A 23,450-nucleotide genomic window follows, 5' to 3' on the forward strand; every position below is an offset into this window, starting at 1 on the left:
GGTCACATGCCCCAGCGCAGCCCCGGCGTCTTCACCGGCGCGTCCCACAGCCGCAGCAGTTCCTCGTCGATCTGGCACAGGGTGACGGAGGCACCCGCCATGTCGAGGGACGTGACGTAGTTGCCGACCAGTGTGCGGGCCACGGCGACGCCGCGCTCGGCGAGCACGCGGTGGACCTCGGCGTTGAAGCCGTAGAGCTCCAGGAGCGGGGTGGCGCCCATGCCGTTGACGAGGACCAGTACCGGGTTGCGCGGGGTCATGTCCTCCAGGATCGCGTGGACGGAGAAGTCGGCGATCTCACCGGAGGTCATCATCGCCCGCCGCTCGCGGCCCGGCTCGCCGTGGATGCCGACGCCCAACTCCAGCTCGCCCGCCGGGAGATCGAAGGTGGGGCTGCCCTTGGCCGGGGTGGTGCAGGCGCTGAGCGCGACGCCGAAACTGCGCGAGTTCTCGTTGACCTGCTTGGCGATCGCGGCCACCCGGTCCAGGGGCTGTCCCTCGGCTGCGGCGGCGCCGGCGATCTTCTCCACGAAGAGCGTCGCGCCGGTACCGCGCCGCCCTGCGGTGTAGAGGCTGTCGGTGACGGCGACATCGTCATTGACCAGCACTTTCGCGGTCTGGATGCCCTCGTCCTCGGCCAGCTCGGCGGCCATGTCGAAGTTGAGGACGTCCCCGGTGTAGTTCTTCACGATGAAGAGAACCCCGGCCCCGCTGTCCACGGCGGCCGCGGCCCGCACCATCTGATCGGGCACCGGCGACGTGAACACCTCACCAGGACAGGCCGCCGACAGCATCCCCGGCCCGACGAATCCACCATGCAACGGCTCGTGCCCCGACCCTCCACCGGAAACCAGCCCCACCTGCCCGGCCACGGGAGCGTCCCGCCGCACGATCACCCGGTTCTCGACGTCCACGGTCAACTCGGGATGAGCGGCCGCCATACCCCGCAACGCGTCCGTGACCACGGTCTCCGCGACGTTGATCAACATCTTCATCGGTACCTCCTGGCAGGGCTGGCAGATGTGCGTCTGAGCTGCGTCTTTACTGGTCCGCGAGGGGTTGTGCCGGTCTGGGGTGACGGGCCGTCGGGTCTCTGGAGTTGACCGGGCGGGGGTGACTGGAACGCCCTTGCGACCAGTATCGACCTTGAAGCAGTGAAGGTCACGGGCTGGGATGCTTATAGGCCTGCCCTGCTGCCTGGACCTGTTCTGCCGACTCACCTGTGCGGCAGGTTGCGATGATGGGCGGCGAGTCGGCTCGGTGCGGTAGTGGCGGGAAGGGCGACATGTCGGAGAGACCGCCCGTGGACCGGGCCGAGGAGCGACTTCGACATGAGCTGAGTCGTGGAAATCAGCCCCTCGCCGAACTGGACCCGGTCGAGGTGTGGCTCAGGTTCGTGGACGACGAACTCGACGCCTGGGCCGTTGACCTTCGCCGCCAGGAGTTCTGGCCGATCATCCGCACCTTCCGCCCCCTGGATATCCGGGTCCACCACGAACAGGTGTGATCACGGCCGCGAAGCGACTCCATCCCGGTGGACTCCGGTTCTCCACCCTTACTTCCACCCACGGGTCCAGGCGTGGAAAGGCCGGTGGCAGCAGCCTTGAGGGCATGAACACAACGGACTGGATCACCGACATCGCGCTCGTCCTCATCGTCTTCCGCCAGCTGCGTGAAGGGCGACTCGATCTCAAGTCCTACCTGATCCCGCTGGGCATCGTGACCTTCGTGGCCTCCCACTACCTGCGCTCCGTGCCGACGGCGGGGAACGACCTCGTCCTGATCGGTACCTTGATCGCGGCCGGCGCGGCGCTCGGTGTCGCGGGCGGTGTCTACACCCGTATCCGTGGTGCGGGAGAGCACCTCTACATCAAGGCGGGCGTCGTCTCGGCGATCCTGTGGGTCGTCGGAATGGGCGCACGCATGGGGTTCCAGGTGTGGGTCGACCACGGCGGCGCGGACAACGTGGCGCGGTTCAGCATCGCCCACCAGATCACCACCGACCAGGCGTGGGTCGCGGCCTTCGTACTGATGGCGCTCACCGAGGTCGTCACCCGCCTGGCCACGATCTTCGTCCGCAGCCGGCTGGTCGTCCGCGAGGTGGCCCCGGGCACGCGCCCGGCACCGGTCCTCGACCACACGGCCTGACCGAGAGCTGTCGTCGCAGTGTCAGCACCGGAGAACGCACCCGCCCCCGGACCGGCTCCCGAGAGGGAGTCCGGCCCGCGGGGCGTACCCCGTCAGGACCCCCGTCTGCACGGGGTCGTCACCCTGGCGATCGTCGTCATCGCCTTCGTCACCGTCAGGCCCCTGGACTTCACCGGGCGCGGCCTGGCGGTCGCCGTCGTCCTCGTGATCACCACGGTCGCTCTGTCCGCCCGCCATCTGCCGGAGCCCTGGCTCCCGCCCCGCGTGGCTCCCCTCTGGCTGGCCGTCGGTGTCGTGGCCGCCGCCGCTCTGATCGGGTTGAGCAGGAGCGGCTCCGGTTATCTGCTCGCGTACTTCCTCGTCGGCCACATCGGCTACCGCCTGCCCCTGCGGCAGGCACTCGCGCTCGCCGGGCTGTCCAGCCTGTTGTGCGGTGCCGTGCTGTACCTCCGTCTCGGACCCGGGCATGAACTCGTCCCCTGGACGCTCGGTGTGACCACCGGGCTGCCGGTGGTGGTCGGGATCCTCAGCCGCAGCAGACAGGGCGCCGTGGAGGCGAGGATCGCGTCGGCCGAGTCCGCCGAGCGAGCCGCCCGCGCGGAGGCCCGTACCGCCGTACTCACCGAGCGCAGCCGTATCGCGCGGGACGTCCACGACGTACTGGCGCACTCCCTCGCCGGAATCAACATGCAGCTGGAGCTGGCGGACGCGCTGATCGACACCGGTGATCTGGCGAAGGTCCGCGAGGCCCACGACAGGGCGCACAGCATGGTCAAGGAGAGTCTGAAGCAGGCCCAGTGGACCGTGCACGCGCTGCGCGAGGACTCGTTGCCGCTCCTGGAGAGCCTGGAGGCGATGATCGAGTCCTCCGGTCACCGGGACGTCCTTACCGTCGGCGGGACCGTGCGTGAGCTGCCCGCGCGGATCAGCCAGAACCTGCTGCGCATCGCCCAGGAGTCGCTGACCAACGCGGCCAGGCACGCCCCGGGCGGCGCCGTGCGGGTGGAGCTGGTCTTCGACGCCGCGTCGACCACGCTGAGCATCCGCAACGGCCCGGAGACCCGCGAGGCGACCGCCGGTGTCGGCAGCGGAATGGGGCTCCTGGGCATGCGCGAGCGCGTCGCCCTGCTGGGCGGGTCCATCACCGCGGGACCGGTGGTCGAGGGGGCGGAGCGGGGCGGCTGGCAGGTGCAGGCGGTGATCCCGGAATGACCGTACGTCGGGCGAACTCGGAGCGGCGGGGGAAGACTTGGTCGTCTCCGGCTACGGGCGTGGGTTCTCCTTGTCCCGTTGCGGCATGCGGGAATGAGCGGCGGGTCGGTGTCGTTGTAACGACCGTGGGAACGGAGGGGACAGTGTCCCCGGGCCTCACCTATAGCCTGCGGGGACGATCGTCCGGCTGAAGCCCCGCAGAGCACATCGCCGCGTAGGCGACCGCCCCTCCATTCCCACGACGCGCAGAGCGGCCCCGAGTGCTTCGATCGCCTCGGGGCCGCGGTGCGTCGTCGGTCGTCGCCGTGTCGCGACCGGCCGATTTCCCCAACTCGCCGCGAGAACAAGGGCGTAGTGACCGCCCGTTGCTGCCGCAGGGGTTGACTGACGCATTGGTCTAGGCCTTAATGGCTCCAGTTCGTTCACATGAACAGAGGGTGTTCATGTACATGAACGGATGTGGTTTCCTCTACCCCCCACCAGCGCACCGGGTGCGCTGCGTCCTGGAGGACTCATGCGTCGAAACAGCAGCTCCAAGCTGGCCGTTGCCGTTGCCGCCGGTGCGGCGGTGGCAGCCGTCATCGCCCCCTCGGCATCCGCCGCCCCGACGGCGGCGAACCCCGGTCCGGGCTTCCCCGCCCGGTACTCGGCGCCGTACGCCGAGACCTGGAACTCCCCGTCCGCCCTCGCCAACGCCCGCAACGCCACCGGGCAGAAGTACTTCACCCTCGCGTTCGTCATTGCCGGGAACGGCTGCAACGCGACCTTCAACGGCGACACGTCGATCACCGACTCCTCCTGGACCGCCGCCATCAACTCCACCCGGGCGGCGGGCGGCGACGTCATCGCATCCTTCGGCGGCGCCTCCGGCACCGAACTGGGCCTCGCCTGTACGTCGGTGTCGTCCCTCAAGGCCCAGTACAAGCGGGTCATCGACAGCCTCAACCTCACCCGAGTGGACCTCGACATCGAGGGCTCGACCCTCAACAACACCGCTGCCAACGACCGGCGCAACAAGGCCCTGGCGCAGTTGCAGAGCGAATACGCGACGGCGGGGCGCCGGCTCGACGTCCAGTACACCCTCCCGGTCAACCCGACCGGTCTGGAGCAGAACTCGATCAACCTGCTGAACAACGCCAAGAGCAACGCCCTGACGGTCAACCTGGTCAACATCATGACCATGGACTACGGCCCTGCCATGGACATGGGCAAGGCGGCCACCGACGCGGCGACCGCCCTGCACGACCAACTGGGCCGGATCTGGACCACCAAGACCTCCGCGCAACTGTGGGCCATGGAGGGCAACACCCCCATGATCGGCGTGAACGACTCCACGTCCGAGGTGTTCACCACGGCCAACGCCACCACGCTCGCCAACTTCGCGGCGAGCAAGGGCATCCAGGAGCTGTCCTTCTGGTCCCTCGGCCGGGACAAGGCCTGCGCCACCAACGGCCAGCTGTCCGACACGTGCAGCGGCACGTCGCAGAGCGCGTACCAGTTCACCCGCACGCTCCGCTGACGCGGTCGGACGGTCCCCAGCGGCAGGGGGGCCGGGGCACACCGGCACCGGTTGTCAGTGAGGACGGCGCTCGGGACATCCGGCGGTCGGTGTGCCGACCCGGTCGACCCAGTTGCTTCAACTGTCCGCTCCGCCACCGCCGTTGACCATTGCCGGAACCCGCCCGCACCGTGATCGTCACGGCGCGGGCGGTGTCGTTTCCGGTCAGGGCGGATGGCGCCCGCTCAAGGACGTCGCCCCCCGGGACACCCGCGGCCGCGATGCCGTACGGCGGCTGGGATTCCGCGTGGATGCCCTGACTGCCGTACAGGACGCGCCAGTTGCACGGGCGCGCGGTCGGACCGGTTACCCCGGTTCGGTGGCTCGCGTCCGGCATTCGGATGGTGGGCGAGACGGGGAGCGGTAGGTGCGGGACGCGCCGAGGGCGGGGAACGGCACCCTTGCGATTACCGCCCTGCCTCAGTCAACGACCCGTCGCTCGGCCCTGGTTCGGGTGGCAGGCAGTCCGTTGCCGGCGGTTACGGCGGAGATCGGGTGATCTCCGGAACTGTTCTCCCCGCTGCCGAAGTCGATGCAGCGGGCAGCGGGCAGCGGGCAGCGGGTCCGGGAACTGGCTCGGGCCGGTCCAGGAGGAGTTGCCCGACCTCGGCTGCACCGACTCCGGGACCGGAGAGGCCGCCGGGTACGACGGGTTAACCTTGCCCGCGCTCGCCGCTGTCTGTGCGCCGGGGCTGAGGCTGGGCACGGGAGTGGTGCCGGACCCGAGGGCGTGACCCGCGCGCTGCGGGCACTCGTGCCCGCTCCTGAGTCGGCCGGCTCAGTTCGCTTCGAGGATCTTCGACACCAGCCGGGCCAACGTCTTGCGCTCGGCCGGGGTGAGGGCGTGGAAGGCGTGGTCCAGGAGCTGGGGCACGCCGCTCTCCACCTCGGCGAGCGCCACCAGACCCTCCGGGGTCAACGTGATGGCGTTGGCCCGGCGGTCCTTGGGGTGCCGCTCGCGGCGGACGAGCCCCGAGTCCTCCAGGCCGTCGATACAGCCCACCATCACACTGCGGTCGATGCGCAGTTGCTCGCTCAGCTCCTGTTGCGAACACGGGCCCACGTCGCTCAGCATTTTCAGCACCAGGTGCTGCGCCGCTGTGACGTTGTACGCGGTGAACTCGGCGTCGATGGCCCGTGCCACGACCGTGGTGGCCCGGCACAGGGCGATGTCCGGACGTGCCAGGGCCAGTGTGGTGAAGTACCGCTGTCGGGCGGTGTCCTCGGCGTCCCGGCTCGGCGAGGTGCGGCGGGTACGCGGTGGGTTGGTGGTCATCGGCTTCCTCGTCCCTTGCGCATCCTGGACGCCGTAGGAGGAGCCAAGAATGTCTTTCTCACTACTTTCCTTGGGCCAACTTTAACCGGTCAAGTGGTCAGCAGTCCGCCCAGCCACTCCGCCTGCTCCAGTGGCGCGGCGAGGTGCAGCGAGGGCAGCCGCCGGACACTCTCTCCCCCCAGGGGTGCCCGCGCCGTGCTGGTCGCGGCGCGGTCGACGAGGCGGTGGCCCTCCTGCGCCGACGGGTTGGACGATTCGCCCGCCGCCTGGCCGCGTCCGGAACTCGCCCGGATCCTCGCCGAGAGCGTCGCCGCTACCAGCGGTCCCAGTGCAGCACCTCCTCGCGCGGGACACGCGGCGCCGGCTTGAAGTCGGTGCTGATCGTGAAGGCCAGCGGGATGAACGCGGCGAGCATGACCTCGTCGTACGGCACCCCGAGCACCTTCGCCAACTCCCGCTCCAGCGGGCCCTGGGCGGTCGTCCAGACCGTGCCGAGACCCCGGGCGCGCGCCGCGAGCATGAAGCTCCACACGGCCGGCAGGATCGACCCCCACGTCATCGACTGGTCCAGGACGGAAGCCCGCTCGGTACGGCCCTCCACCGCAGGGATGACGAACGCGGGCACCCGGTGCACATTCGCGTACAGGTGCTGAAGGCCGTCGTAGATGCGCTCCATGGAGCCCGGGTGATGGTTCATCCGGCGCAGGTCGCGGGAATTGACCGGCTGGCCGCCGCCGGTGTTCAGGGCGCGCCGGAAGATGTCGGCGACCGCCAGGCGCTGTTGTTCCTCGGTGACCACGAGGAAGTGCCAGCGCTGCCGGTTGCGCCCGGTGGGCGCCTGCGTGGCCAGGTCCACGCACTCCTCGATCAGTTCACGGGGGACGGGACGGGTGAGGTCCAGGCGCTTGCGCACCGCGCGCGTCGTGGACAGCAGTTGATCGGGGGTCAGGTCCAGGGTCATGGCCGTGACCGTAGAGGCAAAGTCATCTTGAGTCAAACAATTGGAGTACAGACGATTGTGAGGCTGTGATCCCGAATCGGCCGGTACGCGGATCGAGTACCGGGCGCCCCCTCATGGCGGCTCTCGACCTGTTCGGCCGCCGCTGGAACCTGCGCATCGTCTGGGAGCTGCAGCACGGGCCGATCGGGTTCCGCGCGTTGCGGCAGCGCTGCGACAACATGTCTTCCAGCGTCCTTCTGGTCGGTTACCTGCTGCTGCCGCTCGGCGTTCTCGGCCACGAGCGCTCGACCGTGGCTCCCCTATCCGGATCTCAAAGGGCACGGGATCGAAAGTTCGCCGAGCCCGGCCGCTCCTACCCGGCAGGCAGGCTGATCACGAACCGTGCCCCTGGTGTGTGCCCTGGGTCGTGGGCGACATCGCCGCCCGCTGAACGGGCCAGGCGGCGGGCCAGCGGCAGGCCGAGACCCGCGCCGGCATGTCCGTCGTCGGGATCCGCACGTCGGCCCGGCTCGAAGAGGTGTCCGGTGAACGGGGGCGGCACGCCGGGTCCGTCGTCTACGACGTCGACGTGTACGCCGTCGGGCCCGGCGTACGCGCGGACGGTGACGGCCGAGTCGGCGTAGCGGCAGGCGTTGTTGAGGAGCGGGCTGACGATGCGTTCGAGGAGGGAGGGTGGGATTCCGGAGGTCAGGTGTGATCCGTCGATGGTCAGCGTCAACTGGCTTGGCGTGTCGAGGGTTTCGGCGAGTCGGTGCAGTACGGGCATGACCTCGGTGGTGCCCGGTGCGGTGAGGGTGCCGTCGCGGGCGTCGTCCAGGAGGGTGTCGCAGATGGTGCGCATGGACTCGGCGGCGTCCGCGATGACCTGGTGGGTGGCGCGGGTCTGGTCGGCCGTGCGGGGGTGTGCCTGCCACCAGTCGAGCTCGGCGATGATCCGGCTCAGCGGGGTGCGCAGCTCGTGCGAGAGCTCGCCGGTGAGCTGCCGCTCGTGGCGCAGAAGCGTGCGGATGCGGTCGAGTATGGCGTCCAACGAAGTGCCGAGGCGGGCGAGTTCGGCGGGATGACGCTTGCTGCCGAAACGTTCGTCGGAGGCCACGGCACTCCACTGGATGGCCTGGTCGGTCATCGTGCGGACGGGACGCAGCGCGCGGCCGACCGCCAGCCGGGTCAGGCCGTAGGTGCAGGCGAGCATGAGGGCGTCCAGGGCGAGGGACCCCACGAGCAGGGTGTCGGCCGAACTCCGGTAGGGAGAGAGGTCCAGCGCGGTGACCACCGTGGCGCGGTTTCCTGCTCCGGGTACCGGGTGGGAGCACAGCCGTAGGGGCCGTTGGATCGTGGTGGTGAGGCACCGCTGTCCGCCGTGCGCGGCGAGCGTGTTGGCGACCCGGGTCAACGGGCCTGCGGCCGGGGGCTGTTCGAGCAGGTGGGGGCCGGCGTAGATCCACACGTTGGCGTCGAGGAGGTCGTCGTGAGAGGTCTCCAGGACCCGTACTTTCGTGCCGCTGGTGTCGACTGTCGTGGCTACGGCGGCGGCTCGGGCCCGCAACTCGTTGTCCGCCTGGTGCTGGAGGCGGCGCTGCGCCACGGCGTTGAAGGCGACGGTGAGGACCAGCATCAGCAGCGTGGCCGTGATGAGGGCCACCAGCGAGAGTCGGCCGCGCAGCGTGCGGGGTGCCAGGCGGTGGAGACGGGCAGTCCCTGACGCGATCGACCGTCGCGGCTGGTGATGGCTGTCGCTCATGACAGGCGATGACCGATGCCGCGGGCTGTCGCGATCGTGCGGTCGCTGCCCGCCTCGCGGAGCTTTCGGCGCAGGCGGGTCAGGTACTGGTCGAGGGCGTTGTCGTGGACCTGGGCGCCTTCGGCCCGGCCCGTCCGGACCAGTTCGCGGCGGCTCACGATGCCGCCGGAGCCCGCCATGAGCGGGGCCAGGACACGGAAGTCGGTCGGTGGCAGGTCTACGGGCGTGCTCGGGACATTGACCGAGTGCCGGACGGCGTTCAGGGCGAGGTCTCCCAGGGAGGCGTCGGGCGGCGGGGCGGCTTGCCTGAGCGCAGCGCGTAGCCGGGCGGCGAGTTCGGTGAGGTGGAACGGCTTGGGCAGATAGTCATCGCCTCCGGCCGAGAACCCCGACAGGCAGTCGTACAGCCGGTGTTGGGCGGTCAGGAAGACGACGGGGGAGCGGTAGCCGTTCGCTCGCATGGCCTGGTAAACGTCCCGCCCGTCGGCGTCGGGCAGCCCGATGTCTGGGACGACGACGGAGACGTCGGCGGTGGTCAACCGCCGCGTGGTGGTCCTGTCCGGCGCGGGCACGGTGTCGAAGTCCTCGTCGCGCAGCCCGCGCATCAGCACGTCCCGCAGGGTGTGATCGTCCTCGACGACCAGGATCGTCCGGCGCCTGGTTTTCCCTGCCGTTCTCGTTCTCGTGCCGGACCGTTCTCGTGCCGGGCCCGTCCGACCCCTTGTCGCGCCCATCGCTTCCTTGGCCCCGCGCGTGCACTGTGTGCGGCCGTCGTCCCCGTCGCGTCGGGCGGCCGAGGCGTGGGTGGCCAGGAGGCTACGGCCCCCAGACACACGTCCAGCCGGCCCAGGGCGGACAGCGTGCCGCCGACGACGTTGGTGAAGGAGCGGACCCAGAGGCAGGTATCGCCCTCGCGGGCCGCGTATGCCGACGGCGATGATCAGCACTCCAGCGATGAGCGCCGCCGTGGAGCTGTGACCGGAGGGGAGCACTCGACCTGAGTCGTGTGTCCCGGGCAAGTCAGGGTGGCCCCCGTCGGTCGGGGGACGAGCGGCGTCACCGCGTACCTCGCCTGGCTCCACATCGACGTACGCCCAGCCGTCGACAAATGAGCTGTCCACAAACGAGCCGTCGATGGACGAGCCGTCAAGGGCGAGGATCACCCGCGGAGCTCCTTCGCCTTCCCCTCCCTCCGTGAGCGGTACACCTCGGCGGCGAGCGGAATCAGGGACAGGGCCACGATCACCGCGACCATCGGCAGCAGATACCGGTCCACGTTCGGCACGGACGAGCCCAGCGCGTAGCCCGCCAGGGTGAGACCCAGGCTCCAGGCCAGGCCGCCGACCACCTGCCACACGGTGAATGTCCGCACCGGTACCCCCAGTGCGCCCGCCATCGGGTTCAGGACCGTGCGCACCACGGGGACGAAGCGGGCCAGCACGATCGCCTTCGCGTGCCCGTAGCGCTCCAGCAGTTCCTCAGCTCGTTTCGCGCCCTGGTGCAAGCGGGTCGAGCGGCTGCGGGCGAGCAGGGCGCCGCCCGCTCTGCGGCCGAGGAGGTAACCGCACTGCGAGCCTGCCAGTGCCCCCACCGCCGCCGCGACCAGGAGCGGGGGGAGCGACAGTTTCAGGCCGCGGTCGGCGGTGCCGGTGCACAGCAGGCCTGCCGTGAACAGCAGCGAGTCGCCCGGGAGGAAGAAGCCGATGAGCAGTCCCGTCTCCGCGAACAGCACCACGCCGACGCCCAACACGCCGAAGGCAGACAGCAAGGACCGCGCATCCAGCACATTGACAGCGAGCTGCGACGCCAGGTGCATGGCTGTGGTCATCGTGGAGCCCCTTCGTCCTTCGTCCGGACCGTCGGATCACTGCAACGCCTGCATCCGTCAAGTGACTACAATCCTGTAGACGGTCTACTGAACTGTAGACGAAGGAGGAGTGCGGTCCGTTCCCGTGACTCACGCGAGTTGTGGAAGGCGGCCGACGGGCGAGCTTGGGGCGGCGGTCATGGCCGTGCTGGGGGACCCTATCCGCCGTGCGTGCGCAGCTGGTGTTCGTAGGCGAAGATCACGACCTGGACCCGGTCGCGGAGCTGCAGTTTGGTGAGGATGCGGGTGATGTGGGTCTTGACCGTGGCTTCGGTCAGGAAGAGACGTTCGGCGATCTCCGCGTTCGACAGGCCGGCGGCGATGAGGTGGAACACGTCCCGTTCGCGGGCCGTCAGCCGGGCGAAGAGCGCGCTCGCGTCGTCCGCGCGGGGCCACGGGGCGATCTGGGCGAAGCGGTCGACGAGACCGCGGGTGATGCGTGGGGTGAGGACGGCGTCGCCGGAGGCCACGGCCCGGATCGCCGCCTGGAGCACGGCCGGCACGACGTCCTTGAGGAGGAATCCGGAGGCACCGGCGCGGAGGCCCTCGAAGGCGTACTCGTCGAGGTCGAAGGTGGTGAGGATGAGAACGCGGGAGGCCGTCCCGCCGGTGATGCGCCGGGTCGCTTCGATGCCGTCCATGACCGGCATGCGTACGTCCATGAGCACCACGTCCGGCAGCGTGCGCCGCGTGAGGTCGACCGCCTCCTGCCCGTTGGCCGCTTCGCCTACGACGGTGATGTCCGGCATGGTGTCGAGGAGGCTGCGGAAGGCCATGCGGATGAGTGCCTGGTCGTCGGCGAGGAGGACCGAGACGGTCATCGCGGTTCCCCCAGCTTCAGCTCGCCCGAGACGACCCACCCTGACGCGGTGGGCCCGGCCCGGAGGGCGCCGTCGAACATCGCGACCCGTTCCCGCATCCCGGTCAGCCCGTTGCCGGTATGTACCTCGTAGTCGGCCGCGGGGGCCGGTCTGCCGTCGTCGGTGACACTGAAGGCGACCAGGTCACCGGCGTAGCGCAGGACGACATCCACCGTCGACGCGTCCCGTGCGTGCTTGACGACGTTCGTGAGCGACTCCTGAAGGATCCGGAAGAGCGTCGTCTGTGCATCCGCGCTCAGGGTCTCCGGGCCGCCGGTCCCGGTCAGCCGGACGTCCAGGCCGGTGCCGCGGGTCTCGTCCACCAGGGCCGTGAGCGAGCCGAGGTCGGGCTGAGGGGCCCGGTCGCCACCGTCGTCGGCCCGCAGGACGCCGAGGAGGCGGCGCATTCCGGCAAGGGACTGACGGCCGGTCGACGCGGCCTGGAGCATCTTGCCGCGGGCGCCCTCCGGATCGGTCGCCGTGGTCGCCGCCGCAGCTTCGGATAGGGCTACGACGACCACCAGACCGTGGGCGACGATGTCGTGCATCTCCCGTGCGATCCTGGTGCGTTCGGCCGCCGCGGCGAGCTGTGCCTGCTGGGCGCGCTCCTGTTCCAGGCGTTGCGCACGGTCCTCGATGGAGGCGAGGTAGCGGCGTTGGGCCCGCACGGTGGTGCCGAGGAAGAACGCCGCGGCGGCCAGCCCGCTGAGGATGACGAAGGCGTCGTTGACGCTCGCGGCCGGAGCGAACCGTACGGCCACCAGGACGACACCGAGCTCGACGGCCGCGGCGGCGGTGAGCGAGTGCCGCAGGCCGCGGTGGGCGGCGACGGTGTAGAGCGCGACGAGCACCGCGAACTCGGAGAACGACACCGTGTCGAGCGCCCACGTCGTCATGGCCACGGCCCAGCAGCACCAGAACACGACGACCGGTGCCCGGCGGCGCAGCACGAGGGGGCAGATCACCGCGATCGCCAGCACCCAGTTCAGTGCTCCGGACCGGTTGTAGAGCAACTCGTGCGACGCGGCGACGGCGCACAGGACCGGCGGCCCGAGCAGCAGTATGAGGGAGAGCGGCGGGCGGTCCCGGGACAGTCGGTGCGCCGGCTGGAGGTGCTTCACCTCGCTGACATTACGGACGGGCGCTGCCGGGGGCGTCAATCGAAGGTCTTACATCCGGCGGAAAGTGACCACCATCGTTGGATGTGCCGCTCGCGGGGTCACTTCTAGCTTCGCGATATGAGAACTCGACCAGCGACCATGGTTATGAAGGTGCCGGAGATCACCCTCATCTTCTGGATCGCTAAACTCTGCACCACCGGATTCGGTGAGTCCTTCTCGGACTACGTCTTCTTCAACGACTACATCGGACAGCACGCGGCCATGCTCATGGGCCTCGGCCTGCTCCTCGTATGCCTGGCCGTACAGTTCGCCACCACCAGATACACCCCGTGGGTCTACTGGCTCGCGGTGACGGCCGTGAGCATTTTCGGGACGATGTCGGCGGACTTCCTGAACAAGGACCTGGGGATGCCGCTCTACGCCTCCACGCTGATGCTGGTGGCCGTCCAGGCCGCCGTCTTCGCCGCCTGGTACGACCCAGCGCACCCTGGACGTGCACAGCATCGACACCCGTCTGCGTGAGCTGTTCTACTGGCTGACCGTCCTGTGCACCTTCGCCCTGGGAACCGCCGCGGGTGACTTCGCCGCCGTGACTCTGGGCCTTGGCACATTGGCCTCGTCCTTCGTCTTTCTGGGGATCATCCTGATACCGGCGGCCGGTTATCGTTGGTTCCGTCTCAACCAAGTCCTGGCATTCTGGTTCGCCTACACCATCACCCGCCCCCTGGGTGCCTCCGTCGCGGACTGGCTTTCCGTACCCGCCCCTTATGGGGACGGACTTCAAATGGGCACCGGGCCCATAAGCCTCGTTCTTGGGATTCTCCTCGCGGGAATCGTCGGAATGATCGGATCACGACACCGTGGGGTGATGCGGGGGCAGACCGCTGGAGTGGGCTGAGACGGCGGTTGGCCATGGTGACGGTTCGTCCTCGCGGATCCACCACGACCGGCAGCCACGTGCGCCGTCCTCGTCGCCCCCGACACGCGTCCTGTCCATAGGCAGCACCAGGTAACCGACTACAATTTTGTAGACAGTCTGCTGAACTGCAGACGTCAGACGTTGGCGGAGTGAGGATGTTCCCCATGACCGACGAGAGGCGGCCGGCCGGTGAGCTCGAAGCCGCCGTCATGGCTGTGCTGTTGACCGCCGGTGTTCCGCTCACGCCGGGGCGGGTGCAGACCGGGCTCGGCTTCGGACTGGCCCGCACGACGGTGACGACGATATTGACCCGGCTGCACGAGAAGGGCGTCGTCAGCCGCGAACGGCAGGGCCGCGGGTACGCCTACCTTCCCGTGCAGGACGCTCCCGGTCTGACCGCCCGGCGCATGCACACCGTCCTCGACCGGGACGCCGACCGCGAGACGGTCCTGGCCCGTTTCGTCGCCCAACTCAACCCCGGCGACGAGGAGTTCCTACGGGGGCTTCTGGAGGGTGACGAGCGATGACGGCTCTGCTGCTCCTACCGTTGGTCCTGCCCTTCCTCGCGCCGAGGCTGGCCCGCCGAACCTTCGACCGTCTGGCCCCCGACACCGCGCTGTGGGTTCTCACCGCCTCGGCCCTGGCGCTGGCGGGCGCCTGCGTCGCGGCTCTCGGGGCGCTGGTCCTGACGGGACTGCTGAAGTTCCCCGCCTTCGCCGCTCTCGGCGAGCTCGTCCACCCCCTGCGCACCCCCTCGGACTACCTCGTCCTGCCCGCCGCAGCGGCGGCCACCGGCGTCCTCACCCTCGGCGCCTGGACCCTCGTGCGCTCGGCCTTCCTGCAGACCCGTGCCTTCCGTACCGCTCGGACGCAGGCCGACCGCCGCCCCGCCGCCGGCGACCTGTGCGTCGTGGATTCGCCACATCCTGACGCGTACGCGTTGCCCGGACGGCCCCACCGGATCGTCGTCACCACGGCGATGCTGCGCAGCTTGGCACCCGCCGAGCGCGAAGCCCTCTTCGCCCATGAACGCGCCCACAACCGGGCCGGCCACCACTACTTCCTGGCCGCCGCCGAACTCTCCGCCCACTGTCACCCCGCGCTGCGCGCCGTCCGCGACACCATTCGGCTCGCCGCCGAGCGGTCCGCCGACGAGGCCGCGGCCGGCGCCATCGGCGACCGGCGCCTGATCGCCACGGCCATTGCCCGCGCCGCCCTGGCCAGCCACACCGCGCGGTCCACCCGGCCGGACTTCGCGCCCGCGGCGACGACCGGCCCGGTTCCGCAGCGCGTCACCGCACTCCTCAAATCCTCCGAGGGCCGCTCGCACCCCACGCGCTGGACCGCGTTCCTCCTCGTGGCCTGCACGGTCCTGTCCGTCGCCGCCGGAACGACCGGTGTCGTCGCCTTTCATCACCAAGTGGAGGTCGCGCAAGGTGAGGAGGGGCCGTGACCGGTTCGATCCGGTGACTGGCTGGTGCGCTGCTTCTCGTGACGCGGGTGTTGGCGTGGGGTCGGGGGCGCGAGGGAGCTGCCGGGCCGGTGAGCAGGCTGAGTTGGACCCGGTCGGGGGCGTGGGCGTGGGTACCGCAGGGACTCTTGTGAAGCCCGTCCGCACCGTGCGCACTGCGGCTCGGTCCTCGGGTAGAGCTGCCTGGGGTTCGGCGCGCGATGGTGTTCGCAAGCGTCGGTCCACCCGCGGACTTGGTCTCCAGGGTGCTTGGTGCGTCGCCGGCCCCCTACTCGCATGTCTTGGCGCCTTTCGCTGACTCGCTCCAACTGCCGGAGCCCGTGGCGCAGTTGGGGCCCTGTTCTGCTCGCCGGGGCCGAGGTGCGTCTCTCTTTCTCCGGGGGCAAACAGACCGGCTATCAAGCTGAGAGGCGGTGGCTGGTCCGCTGGGCGGAACAGAGGGCGACTGCGCGCTTTCGCCGGAACACGCTGTCCACGAGCGAGACGGAATCGAGTTCCGGTCGACAAGTCATAGGAGTTGCGACGATGAAGATCCAGAACAGGATCACTGTCCTGGCGGCGACGCTAGTGAGCTGTGCGGGCATGGTTACGTTGGCGACGGGAGCAAGTGCCGCGGCGCCGACGCCGGACTCCACGGCGGGCGTGTCCGCGCGCATTGCGAACGCCGCGGCCGCGAGCAGCTATCACACGATCAAGAACATGGCCTACAGCCAATGCGTGGACGCGCCTGGCGGAGTTCTCAACGTCAGACTCCAGCTGGCCAACTGCAACGGCTCCAGCACCCAGAACTGGGCGTTCGTGTCGACCGGTTCGGCGGACACCTACTACCTGGTGAATCAGGCGAGCGGGTACTGCGCCGAGGTCAACAACGGCACCAGCGTTCCGGGCGAGGCCGTCGACGAGTACTTCTGCGACGGGCTGGCGTCGGAGCAGTGGGTCGAAACCCCCGTGATCGTCGACCAGAAAGTCGGCGCGAAGTTCAGGCACGTGGGCACCAACCTGTGCCTCGACACGGTCAGCAGTACCGGCAGCCAGCTCATGCAGTGGAGTTGCGACGACGCACACCCGGCAGCGGCCCAGGTCTGGACCGTGAGCTAGGCCGTCTCTGATGAGCCTGCCCCTCACCGTTCGGCGGGCTTGCTCGGCTGAACGCCGTTGCTGCTCGGGCGATCCCTGCGCAGCAGCGGCGTAACGGCAGGGCCTCTTGGTAGTTCCGGATGCGATCCCGGCCGAATCTTGGAGCGGCTCTCACTCGGTGTGGTCCGTCTCGAGTCGCCTGGTTGGATGAACGCATGACGGATTGGTCGACGCTCACCGACGCGTGTGGTTCTGCGGAGCATGTGCGTGGTCTCCTGGACCGGTTCGCGGCTGATCCGAGCGGTGTGTGGTCCGAGGTGATGGACCATCTGTGTCCGCAACTCGACACAGCATTCCCCGCCAGTTACGCAGCTCTTCCGCGGCTTGCCGAGATCGCGACCGCATGCAGCCCGGACGATCTTGCCTGGGTACTGCTGGCGGCCGGAGCGATCACGTCCTGTTCGCCTGGGTTGTCGGAACCCGACAGCCCCCTGGCGATCTACTCGGCCCCGATCGGAGTTCTGCACCACCTCACTGATCACCTCCTGAGCCAGGGGGCGTTCGAGGCTGAGGACTACCTGAACCTGCTGCAGGCCCTGCTCTCCTTCGAGGGCGTCGAGACCTGGGATCGCTGCCTGGACGGCCTGGCGAGCGGGGAGTACGAGGTCGACTGTCCGTACTGCGGCGTCAACGTGTTCATCGTGATCGGCCAGGACGAGTCGTTCGCTTGCAGTGATGACTACGCGTTGGGAGAGGTGGAGAAGACGCCCCTCCAGCCGACGCGAACCCAGCTCCTGGACGGGCTGCCGCGGAGGTTGTTCACGCGAGCGACGGCGGACGGACAAAGGAACGTGGCTCACGGCATTGCGTACCTGTTCGGGCGTGCAGCCTGCCCGGACTGCGGGACGGACTTCTCGGTAGCGGAGCGGGTGGTTGCCTTGCGTGGTGCGCGGTTCGGGTAAGCGACCTGAACGAGGCTGCGCGGAAACGGGCAACTTCGTTGTATGGGAGGGGTGTTCACCGCGCGCAGCAGGGCGGCCATCTTGAGGCGCTCCGCTCGCGCGGAGCCAGAGGTCAGACCTGCCAGTCGAGTTGCGGCTCGGGGACACCGACGGAGCGCCCATACTGCTGGGCTTCGCTGCGGCTTTCGGCCTGTCCACGGGGGTAGCGGAAGACCTTATTGGCAAAGATCACGAAGGTCTCGTCCCCGGTGTGGAAATCGGTGTACCAACCTCCCGATGAGGCGAGACAGGAAGCGAGCTGGTCCGCGAGCCGCTGGGCGGCGGACTCCTCGGCGGAGAATTCCAGGAGTGTCCAGTACCGTGGCTGGCCACACTGCGGTTCGTCATCTCGACCCGCGTCAACTTGGTGATCTGCAGGGGGATCCCGGTCAGCTGGGCTCCGACCCGCAGGCTCTCGGCGATCAGTACTCCCTGAAGCATCCAAACCTCCGCCGGCACAGTCGCCGGCTGCCGCACCCGCTATCGGATTCCCCGTTGCACCACCAACGGCGACACCTGCGGCCGTAGGGGTTTGTTTTCTAGCCGCTGAGGTCGGGCTGGGTGAAGCGGTTGGTGGTGGGGTCGTAGGCGCTGGCGTAGCCGAAGGGCTGGCGGAGCTTGCTGCCGAGGAAAGCTGAGGGATACGTCCTCGGATGTGCAGCCAGTAATTCAGGACGCCATATCTGTGCGCCTGTGTTCCTACCTTCTTCGGGCAAAGTAGTAGATGCAGATCACGGCCAGTGCCACGATGAATGTTCCGAATATGATGCCGACTGGCGCATCGGTCGATGGGGCAATAATTGCCGATCGAATGGTCATTCAGGATTCACCTCGGCGTCTCTTGTCTTTTCTCTTACTCAGACGGAAGTGGAGATTAGTAGAAGGCCGAACGTCACCGGTATCACTCCAGCTGCTGGTTTCCCAGGAGGAGCAACACCGCGACTACTTCTGACACTTGGGGGCGAAGTATTTGATTCACCCCCAAGATTCCCGTCACGTCACAAGATCTAAGCCTTCGCACTTCACTTTCGGTGTCGTCCGGATCTTGGGCGGAAACGTGAAAGTGCCTTCCGAGCTGGGGTTATGAGGCTTGTATAGGGCACTTGCCGCCACGGCAGGAAGGTACTTTCTGCATGCACACTATCGGCCGCTCGCCGCTGTGGTCGCAATCCGCCTATCAGGTTCGAGGCGCCTGTGCTGGCCCCAAGCGGCCGCGATCGCTTCGCAGACGAAGCTGGCGGCTGCGTCGGCCGCCGATCCGGCGACATCTCCCCATAGAGGGGAGTGACCCTCTGAGGTTCAGTCCAGCTTTGAGATTTTTTTCGATGGCCTCGGATCATGAACACCGTGAAAACCAGCGCTCCGACCAGATACATCAAGGCAAGCCAGACATTGAACCGCGACTTCAATTCCACCGGTAGTTGCCTCCACCGGCGTTCACGAGATCAACGGGGTTTGAAGATGGGCTCTTAGCGGGTGGCGTGGTCAGTGCTGGGTTTCGTCGCCGTGGCTGCGTAGGAGTTCCTTCATCTTGGCGACGGCGAAGCCCCAGCCTTGTTCGACGGTGGGTTTGGCGGGTACGGCGATCTCGTCCGGGTTGGTGAGGACGTCGAGCAGGACGGGGCCCTCGGTGGCGAAGGCGCGGCGTACCGCGTCGTCGAGGTCGGCGGGGTCGGTGACGCGGATGCCGGTGATGCCCATGGCGGTGGCGACGGCGGCGAAGTCGGGGTTGTCCAGGACGGTTCCGAACTCGGGGAGACCGGCTTGTTCCTGTTCCAGCTTGACCATGCCGAGGCGGCGGTTGTCGAAGACGACGAGTTTGACCGGCAGTTGGTAGGTCTTGAGGGTCATGAGGTCCCCCAGGAGCATGCTCAGGCCGCCGTCGCCGCAGAACGCGACGACCTGGCGGTCCCGGTCCAGGTGCTGCGCACCGAGTGCCTGCGGCATGGCGTTGGCCATGGAGCCCAGGTTGTAGGAGCCGAGCAGTCGACGCGTCCCGCGCATCTCGACGAACCGCGAGAGCCAGACGGTGGCCATCCCGGTGTCCGAGGTGAAGATTGCGTCGTCGGTGGCGTTGCGGTCCACGGCGGCGGCCAGCGCTTCCGGGCGGATGCCGTGCTCGCGGTTGTCGAGCGCGGAGCGGACCTTGCCGACCAGACTCTTGTCGTGTGCGGGATCGGCGAGACGGGCCTGGTCCTCGCGCCAGCTCAGGAAGTGCTTCCGGGCCTGCTCCAGGTGTCCCCGGTTGTGCGCGCCGTCCGGGCGGGTCGGCTCGGCCGACAACTGGTCGAGCAGGTCGCGCACGGTGGCACCCACGTCGCCGACGAGCCCGATGTCCACCGGCACACGGCGCCCGATGTGCGCCGGTTCGGTGTCGACCTGGATGACCTTGCGGCCCTCGGGATACCAGTCGCGGTAGGGGAAGTCGGTGCCCAGCAGGAGCAGGGTGTCGGCGGAGTGCATGGCACCGGCCGCCGCGGGATTGCCGATCAGGCCGGTCTGGCCGATCTGGAAGGCGTTGTCGCCCTCGAAGCCCTCCTTGGCCTTCAGCGTCAGCACCATCGGGGCCGCGAGGCGGTCCGCCAGCGCGAGGACGTCCTCGCGGGCGGCACGGGCGCCCTGCCCGACCAGCAGGGTGATCCGGTCCGCAGAGGAGAGGAGGTCGGCGGCCCGTCGTACGGCGGACGCTTCGGGGCGGGTGGTGGGTGTGGTGAGGGAGAAACGTGCGGGACGGTCGTGGTGCAGCTCCCGGTCGCCGAGGTCGCCCGGCACGGTGAGGACCGCGACGCCCTTGTGGCCCAGGGCGTTGCGCACCGCCGTCTCCAGGAGCTGCGGCAACTGGTCGGGGTCGGTGACGGTGGCGCGGAAGACCGCCACGTCACGGAAGAGCAGGTCGTTGTCGACTTCCTGGAAGGCGTCGCTGCCCAGCTCGGACAGCGGGACCTGGCCGGCGATGGCCAGCACGGGCGTACGGCTCTTGGCCGCGTCGTAGAGGCCGTTGAGGAGGTGGACGGAGCCTGGCCCGACCGTACCCATGCACACCCCCAGCCGGTCGGTGAGCTGGGACTGGGCGCTCGCGGCGAACGCGGCCGCCTCCTCGTGCCGGCAGCCGACCCACTCCACGTCGTCGGTGGTGCGGATGGCGTCGGTGAGGGGGTTGAGCGCGTCCCCCACGACGCCGAACACCTGACGGACGCCGAGTTCGCTCAGGGCGTCCACGATGACGCGGGCGACGGTACGTGCCACGGAGTTCCTCCAGGTCGGGTGGTGCGATGGATGGGGATCAGATGGTGAAGTGGTCGGGGTCGGCGGCCTTCCAGTCGGCTGCCCAGTCCGCCGGCGGCTCGACCAGCAACTGGCCGGGGGAGAGCCAGTCGTGGAGGACGTCGTAGGAGCGCACTGTCTGGGGGTCGATGCGGCGGCGCAGCATGTGGGGGTGGAGCTGGGTGGGGTCGGTGACTCCCATGGAGGCCATGATCTGGAGGGCGCTGGCGACGGTGGCGTGTTGGAGGCGTTGTACGCGGGCGGCTTTGTCGTGGACGTCGAGGGCGCGGGCCCGGCGGGGGTCTTGGGTGGTGACGCCGACGGGGCAGGTGTTGGTGTGGCAGCGCTGGGCCTGGATGCAGCCGACCGCGAACATCATGGCGCGGGCCGCGTTGCCGTAGTCGGCGCCTTGGATCATGCGTTTGACGAGGTCCGCGCCGGTGGCGATCTTGCCGCTCGCGCCGATCTTGATCTGGTCCCGCAGGCCGGCGCCGACGAGGGCGTTGTGGACGGTGATGAGGCCTTCGGTGAGGGGGGTGCCGATGTGGTCGGCGAACTCGAGCGGGGCGGCTCCGGTGCCGCCTTCGGCGCCGTCGACGATGATGAAGTCGGGCGCGGTGCCTTCCTCGATCATCGCCTTGCACACGGCGAGGAACTGCCGGCGGGAGCCGGGGCACAGTTTGAAGCCGGCCGGTTTGCCGCCGGAAAGTTCCCGCATCCGGGCGATGAAGCGGACGAGTTCACGGGGTGTGGAGAACACCCGGTGGTACGGCGGTGAGATGACCGTCTGGCCTTGCGGGACGTCTCGTACCCGGGCGATTTCCGCGTTGACCTTGGGGCCGGGCAGTACGCCGCCGATGCCGGGCTTGGCGCCCTGGGAGAGTTTGAGGGAGACGCATTTGACGTTGTCGCGGGAGGCTTTCTCGGCGAACTCGCCGGGGTCGAAGTCCCCGTCGCGGGTGCGGCAGCCGAAGTAGCCGGTGCCGATCTCCCAGACCAGGTCGCCGCCCGGGCGCAGGTGGTATTCGGAGAGGCCGCCCTCGCCGGTGTCGTGTGCGAAACCGCCTGCCGCGGCGCCCTTGTTGAGCGCGAGTACGGCGTTGGCGGACAGGGAGCCGAAGCTCATCGCGGACACGTTGAGCAGGGCCATGTCGTAGGGCCGGGTGCAGTCGGGGCCGCCGATGCGCACCCGCGGCGGGTCGTCGGGCACCGGCCGGGGGGCCATCGACGGCACCAGGTACTCGTAGCCCGGCTGGTAGACGTCGCGTTCGGTGCCGAATGGCTCCTCGGCGGCGGTGCCCTTGGCGCGCTCGTAGACGATGCTGCGGATGTCGCGGTCGAAGGGGCGGCCGTCGAAGTTCCGCTCCACGAAGTACTGCTGGAGTTCGGGACGGATGCGCTCCAGCAGGAAACGGGCGTGCCCGATGACCGGGTAGTTGCGCAGCACCGAGTGCCGCCGCTGGACCAGGTCCCACACGCCGACCACGCCGAGCACGGCCAGCGGCACCGCCGCCAGCCACCACCAAGGCGACACCACGACGGCCACACAGGCCCCTGCGAGGGCGGCGGCCACGACCACCGCGATGATTCCGGTTCTCAGCACGATCCCCGGGTAACCCGTCGACCTCGTCTTATGCGGCCTGACCGCGTCGACCTGGCGAAAGGCCCAGGCCAGCGCGGTCGGTGACGGAGTGGAAGGGAGGCCGGAAAACGTCTGTATGTCATTCGGTGAGGCGGGTACTACGACCTTTTCGAAAGGGGAGTCGACATGGCTGTATTGATCCTTGCCGCACTTCTCTGCGGGTTGATTCCTCCGCGGGTTGATTTTTGATGTTGGCGGATTGGTGATTCGTGTTCCGTGAGGTGGTCCCGGACGTGGTGGATCGCGGCGGCTCTGGTGCCGGTGGTGCTCGCCCCCTGACCCTGACGCGTAGTCGATATTTCAAATTGTGTGGGACCGGAAACGCTGGGAACTCGACCTGCCGAGGGATGCTCACCGGAATACCGGACGGGCTTCCTCGGTATTCACGCACTGCAAGGGGAGGTTTCGCATGACGGACAACATGTGGGGTTATCGGGCAGAGTCGGGCCACCAGACGGGTACCGACCTGACCGGATTCAAGGTCGAGGCGAGCGACGGCTCGATCGGCAAGGTCGACAAGCACTCCGAGGACGTCGGTGCCGCGTACATCGTCGTCGACACCGGAGTGTGGATCTTCGGGAAGCAGGTTCTGCTCCCTGCCGGTGTGATCTCGTCCATCGACGTCGCGGAGCGGACTGTCCACGTCGGCCGTACCAAGGAAGAGATCAAGAACTCCCCCGAGTTCGACAAGGACAAGCACATCGGTGACGCCGGTTACCACGAGCAGGTCGGCGGCTACTACGGAGACCACCGAGCCTGACGGTCGCCTCAGCGCACAGGGGCGGGTACCGGTGTTCTGTCGGCGCCCGCTCTTCGCCGTGCCCGGGCAGTCCCATCGATGCCTTGGATCTCCGCATCCTTAGGACCCCAGGTCAGGGGTGTTGAGGTCGGATTTGTCGTCGGTCGTCGGGGTACCCGGCTCTGACACCCACCCTGTGAGAGGAATCCAGAACGCCGTGAGCGAGCGCAGCCCGGAAACCTCGGCAGGCGCAGGAGGGTCGAAACCGAAACCGAAGCCGATACCGAGGGACCTGCCCGATCAACAGGCCGGTGCCGACGAGCGGCGCGAGTCGGAGGGGCGTGACGCGGAGACCGCCGGTCAGAAGACTCGCGACATCGACGAGGCCGAGGCCGGCACCGGTGGCGAGGCGCCACGCATTCTGGCAGCACACGTCCAGGGCATCCGGTGCCCGACGAACCGGCTGGCTGACGCCCCGCGCGACATAGGAGCCGTGACCGTCACGCGGGACAGGCTGCCGACGAGGACAAGGGACGGCTGCACGCGCCTGTCCCTGTGACTCGGTCGTCTCTCGGCAGCTGGCCGGATCCGCC

The 23,450-nt window shown here is 68.6% G+C and carries 22 protein-coding genes; 12 read left to right on the plus strand and 10 right to left on the minus strand.

Going from position 1 to position 23,450, the window contains the following annotated elements; genetic code table 11:
- Positions 1–2: 2 nt before the first annotated feature.
- The gene (dhaK, locus tag OHT77_RS39980; RefSeq protein ID WP_328833247.1) at positions 3–995 is read right to left on the minus strand and encodes a dihydroxyacetone kinase subunit DhaK; all 993 of its coding nucleotides are present in this window, start codon (positions 993–995) and stop codon (positions 3–5) included.
- Positions 996–1,285: 290 nt separating this feature from the next.
- Between dhaK and OHT77_RS39985 the strand changes: the two genes are divergently transcribed.
- The 4 genes from OHT77_RS39985 to OHT77_RS40000 all read left to right on the plus strand — a co-directional run bounded on the left by OHT77_RS39985 (position 1,286) and on the right by OHT77_RS40000 (position 4,879).
- Positions 1,286–1,507 carry a hypothetical protein gene (locus OHT77_RS39985; protein ID WP_328833248.1) on the plus strand — a complete coding sequence of 74 codons (222 nt, stop codon included), beginning with the start codon at positions 1,286–1,288 and terminating at the stop codon, positions 1,505–1,507.
- 104 nt (positions 1,508–1,611) lie between these two features.
- Positions 1,612–2,148, plus strand: coding sequence for a hypothetical protein (locus OHT77_RS39990; RefSeq protein ID WP_328833249.1), 537 nt, complete (start codon positions 1,612–1,614; stop codon positions 2,146–2,148).
- A gap of 18 nt (positions 2,149–2,166) precedes the next feature.
- Positions 2,167–3,360, plus strand: a complete 1,194-nt coding sequence (locus OHT77_RS39995; RefSeq protein WP_443048174.1) for a sensor histidine kinase — start codon at positions 2,167–2,169, stop codon at positions 3,358–3,360.
- A gap of 514 nt (positions 3,361–3,874) precedes the next feature.
- Positions 3,875–4,879 carry a chitinase gene (locus tag OHT77_RS40000; RefSeq protein ID WP_328833251.1) on the plus strand — a complete coding sequence of 335 codons (1,005 nt, stop codon included), beginning with the start codon at positions 3,875–3,877 and terminating at the stop codon, positions 4,877–4,879.
- Positions 4,880–5,696: 817 nt separating this feature from the next.
- On the opposite strand, the gene OHT77_RS40005 is transcribed toward OHT77_RS40000, so the two are convergent.
- The 7 genes from OHT77_RS40005 to OHT77_RS40040 all read right to left on the minus strand — a co-directional run bounded on the left by OHT77_RS40005 (position 5,697) and on the right by OHT77_RS40040 (position 12,744).
- Positions 5,697–6,194 carry a MarR family winged helix-turn-helix transcriptional regulator gene (locus OHT77_RS40005; RefSeq protein WP_328833252.1) on the minus strand — a complete coding sequence of 166 codons (498 nt, stop codon included), beginning with the start codon at positions 6,192–6,194 and terminating at the stop codon, positions 5,697–5,699.
- Between the two features lie 313 nt (positions 6,195–6,507).
- Positions 6,508–7,155, minus strand: coding sequence for a nitroreductase family protein (locus OHT77_RS40010; RefSeq protein ID WP_328833253.1), 648 nt, complete (start codon positions 7,153–7,155; stop codon positions 6,508–6,510).
- A 352-nt stretch (positions 7,156–7,507) separates the two neighbouring features.
- Complete coding sequence (locus OHT77_RS40020; RefSeq protein WP_328833254.1) at positions 7,508–8,896, minus strand: sensor histidine kinase; 1,389 nt, start codon at positions 8,894–8,896, stop codon at positions 7,508–7,510.
- A complete protein-coding gene (locus tag OHT77_RS40025) occupies positions 8,893–9,630 on the minus strand; it encodes a response regulator transcription factor (RefSeq protein WP_443048175.1) in 738 nt (245 codons plus the stop codon). The genes OHT77_RS40020 and OHT77_RS40025 overlap by 4 nt, the downstream gene beginning before the upstream one ends.
- 425 nt (positions 9,631–10,055) lie before the next feature.
- On the minus strand, positions 10,056–10,724 hold the full coding sequence (locus OHT77_RS40030) for a DedA family protein (RefSeq protein WP_328833255.1): 669 nt from the start codon (positions 10,722–10,724) through the stop codon (positions 10,056–10,058).
- Between the two features lie 197 nt (positions 10,725–10,921).
- The gene (locus OHT77_RS40035; protein ID WP_328833257.1) at positions 10,922–11,584 is read right to left on the minus strand and encodes a response regulator transcription factor; all 663 of its coding nucleotides are present in this window, start codon (positions 11,582–11,584) and stop codon (positions 10,922–10,924) included.
- On the minus strand, positions 11,581–12,744 hold the full coding sequence (locus tag OHT77_RS40040; protein WP_328833258.1) for a sensor histidine kinase: 1,164 nt from the start codon (positions 12,742–12,744) through the stop codon (positions 11,581–11,583). The genes OHT77_RS40035 and OHT77_RS40040 overlap by 4 nt, the downstream gene beginning before the upstream one ends.
- Before the next feature lie 150 nt (positions 12,745–12,894).
- Here OHT77_RS40040 and OHT77_RS40045 point away from each other — a divergent pair, with 150 nt between their 5' ends.
- The 6 genes from OHT77_RS40045 to OHT77_RS40070 all read left to right on the plus strand — a co-directional run bounded on the left by OHT77_RS40045 (position 12,895) and on the right by OHT77_RS40070 (position 17,173).
- A complete protein-coding gene (locus OHT77_RS40045) occupies positions 12,895–13,266 on the plus strand; it encodes a hypothetical protein (RefSeq protein ID WP_328833259.1) in 372 nt (123 codons plus the stop codon).
- A complete protein-coding gene (locus tag OHT77_RS40050) occupies positions 13,238–13,642 on the plus strand; it encodes a hypothetical protein (protein WP_328833260.1) in 405 nt (134 codons plus the stop codon). The genes OHT77_RS40045 and OHT77_RS40050 overlap by 29 nt, the downstream gene beginning before the upstream one ends.
- Before the next feature lie 176 nt (positions 13,643–13,818).
- Entirely contained in the window at positions 13,819–14,190 is a 372-nt protein-coding gene (locus OHT77_RS40055; RefSeq protein ID WP_390918693.1) for a BlaI/MecI/CopY family transcriptional regulator, read from the plus strand.
- Positions 14,187–15,116 (plus strand): M56 family metallopeptidase, encoded by a 930-nt coding sequence (locus OHT77_RS40060; RefSeq protein ID WP_328833262.1) that lies wholly within the window; start codon positions 14,187–14,189, stop codon positions 15,114–15,116. Before OHT77_RS40055 ends, OHT77_RS40060 begins: the two co-directional genes overlap by 4 nt.
- Before the next feature lie 660 nt (positions 15,117–15,776).
- Complete coding sequence (locus OHT77_RS40065) at positions 15,777–16,232, plus strand: RICIN domain-containing protein (protein WP_328833263.1); 456 nt, start codon at positions 15,777–15,779, stop codon at positions 16,230–16,232.
- Between the two features lie 194 nt (positions 16,233–16,426).
- Positions 16,427–17,173, plus strand: coding sequence for a hypothetical protein (locus tag OHT77_RS40070; RefSeq protein WP_328833264.1), 747 nt, complete (start codon positions 16,427–16,429; stop codon positions 17,171–17,173).
- Positions 17,174–18,697: 1,524 nt separating this feature from the next.
- Here the strand turns inward: OHT77_RS40070 and OHT77_RS40075 are convergent.
- Both OHT77_RS40075 and OHT77_RS40080 read right to left on the minus strand, forming a co-directional pair.
- Positions 18,698–20,458, minus strand: coding sequence for a thiamine pyrophosphate-dependent enzyme (locus OHT77_RS40075; RefSeq protein ID WP_328833265.1), 1,761 nt, complete (start codon positions 20,456–20,458; stop codon positions 18,698–18,700).
- A 37-nt stretch (positions 20,459–20,495) separates the two neighbouring features.
- The gene (locus tag OHT77_RS40080; protein ID WP_328833266.1) at positions 20,496–22,079 is read right to left on the minus strand and encodes an FMN-binding glutamate synthase family protein; all 1,584 of its coding nucleotides are present in this window, start codon (positions 22,077–22,079) and stop codon (positions 20,496–20,498) included.
- A gap of 448 nt (positions 22,080–22,527) precedes the next feature.
- On the opposite strand from OHT77_RS40080, the gene OHT77_RS40085 reads away from it, so the two are divergent.
- Both OHT77_RS40085 and OHT77_RS40090 read left to right on the plus strand, forming a co-directional pair.
- Entirely contained in the window at positions 22,528–22,878 is a 351-nt protein-coding gene (locus OHT77_RS40085; protein ID WP_328833267.1) for a PRC-barrel domain containing protein, read from the plus strand.
- A gap of 196 nt (positions 22,879–23,074) precedes the next feature.
- Positions 23,075–23,416: a hypothetical protein gene (locus OHT77_RS40090; protein WP_328833268.1), complete on the plus strand. Its 342-nt coding sequence runs from the start codon at positions 23,075–23,077 to the stop codon at positions 23,414–23,416.
- Positions 23,417–23,450 lie beyond the last annotated feature (34 nt).

The sequence above is a fragment of the Streptomyces sp. NBC_00252 genome, assembly GCF_036187565.1.
In the GTDB taxonomy this organism is placed as follows: Bacteria; Actinomycetota; Actinomycetes; order Streptomycetales; family Streptomycetaceae; genus Streptomyces.

What these genes read in the sequence shown, in the direction of transcription:
- OHT77_RS40030 (WP_328833255.1), bottom strand. Translation starts at nt 10,724, where the DNA reads ATGACCACAGCCATGCACCTGGCGTCGCAGCTCGCTGTCAATGTGCTG.
- OHT77_RS40010 (WP_328833253.1), bottom strand. Translation starts at nt 7,155, where the DNA reads ATGACCCTGGACCTGACCCCCGATCAACTGCTGTCCACGACGCGCGCG.
- OHT77_RS40000 (WP_328833251.1), top strand. Translation starts at nt 3,875, where the DNA reads ATGCGTCGAAACAGCAGCTCCAAGCTGGCCGTTGCCGTTGCCGCCGGT.
- OHT77_RS39990 (WP_328833249.1), top strand. Translation starts at nt 1,612, where the DNA reads ATGAACACAACGGACTGGATCACCGACATCGCGCTCGTCCTCATCGTC.
- OHT77_RS40035 (WP_328833257.1), bottom strand. Translation starts at nt 11,584, where the DNA reads ATGACCGTCTCGGTCCTCCTCGCCGACGACCAGGCACTCATCCGCATG.
- OHT77_RS40055 (WP_390918693.1), top strand. Translation starts at nt 13,819, where the DNA reads ATGTTCCCCATGACCGACGAGAGGCGGCCGGCCGGTGAGCTCGAAGCC.
- OHT77_RS40060 (WP_328833262.1), top strand. Translation starts at nt 14,187, where the DNA reads ATGACGGCTCTGCTGCTCCTACCGTTGGTCCTGCCCTTCCTCGCGCCG.
- OHT77_RS40005 (WP_328833252.1), bottom strand. Translation starts at nt 6,194, where the DNA reads ATGACCACCAACCCACCGCGTACCCGCCGCACCTCGCCGAGCCGGGAC.
- OHT77_RS40070 (WP_328833264.1), top strand. Translation starts at nt 16,427, where the DNA reads ATGACGGATTGGTCGACGCTCACCGACGCGTGTGGTTCTGCGGAGCAT.
- dhaK (WP_328833247.1), bottom strand. Translation starts at nt 995, where the DNA reads ATGAAGATGTTGATCAACGTCGCGGAGACCGTGGTCACGGACGCGTTG.
- OHT77_RS39985 (WP_328833248.1), top strand. Translation starts at nt 1,286, where the DNA reads ATGTCGGAGAGACCGCCCGTGGACCGGGCCGAGGAGCGACTTCGACAT.
- OHT77_RS40025 (WP_443048175.1), bottom strand. Translation starts at nt 9,630, where the DNA reads ATGGGCGCGACAAGGGGTCGGACGGGCCCGGCACGAGAACGGTCCGGC.
- OHT77_RS40085 (WP_328833267.1), top strand. Translation starts at nt 22,528, where the DNA reads ATGACGGACAACATGTGGGGTTATCGGGCAGAGTCGGGCCACCAGACG.
- OHT77_RS40020 (WP_328833254.1), bottom strand. Translation starts at nt 8,896, where the DNA reads ATGAGCGACAGCCATCACCAGCCGCGACGGTCGATCGCGTCAGGGACT.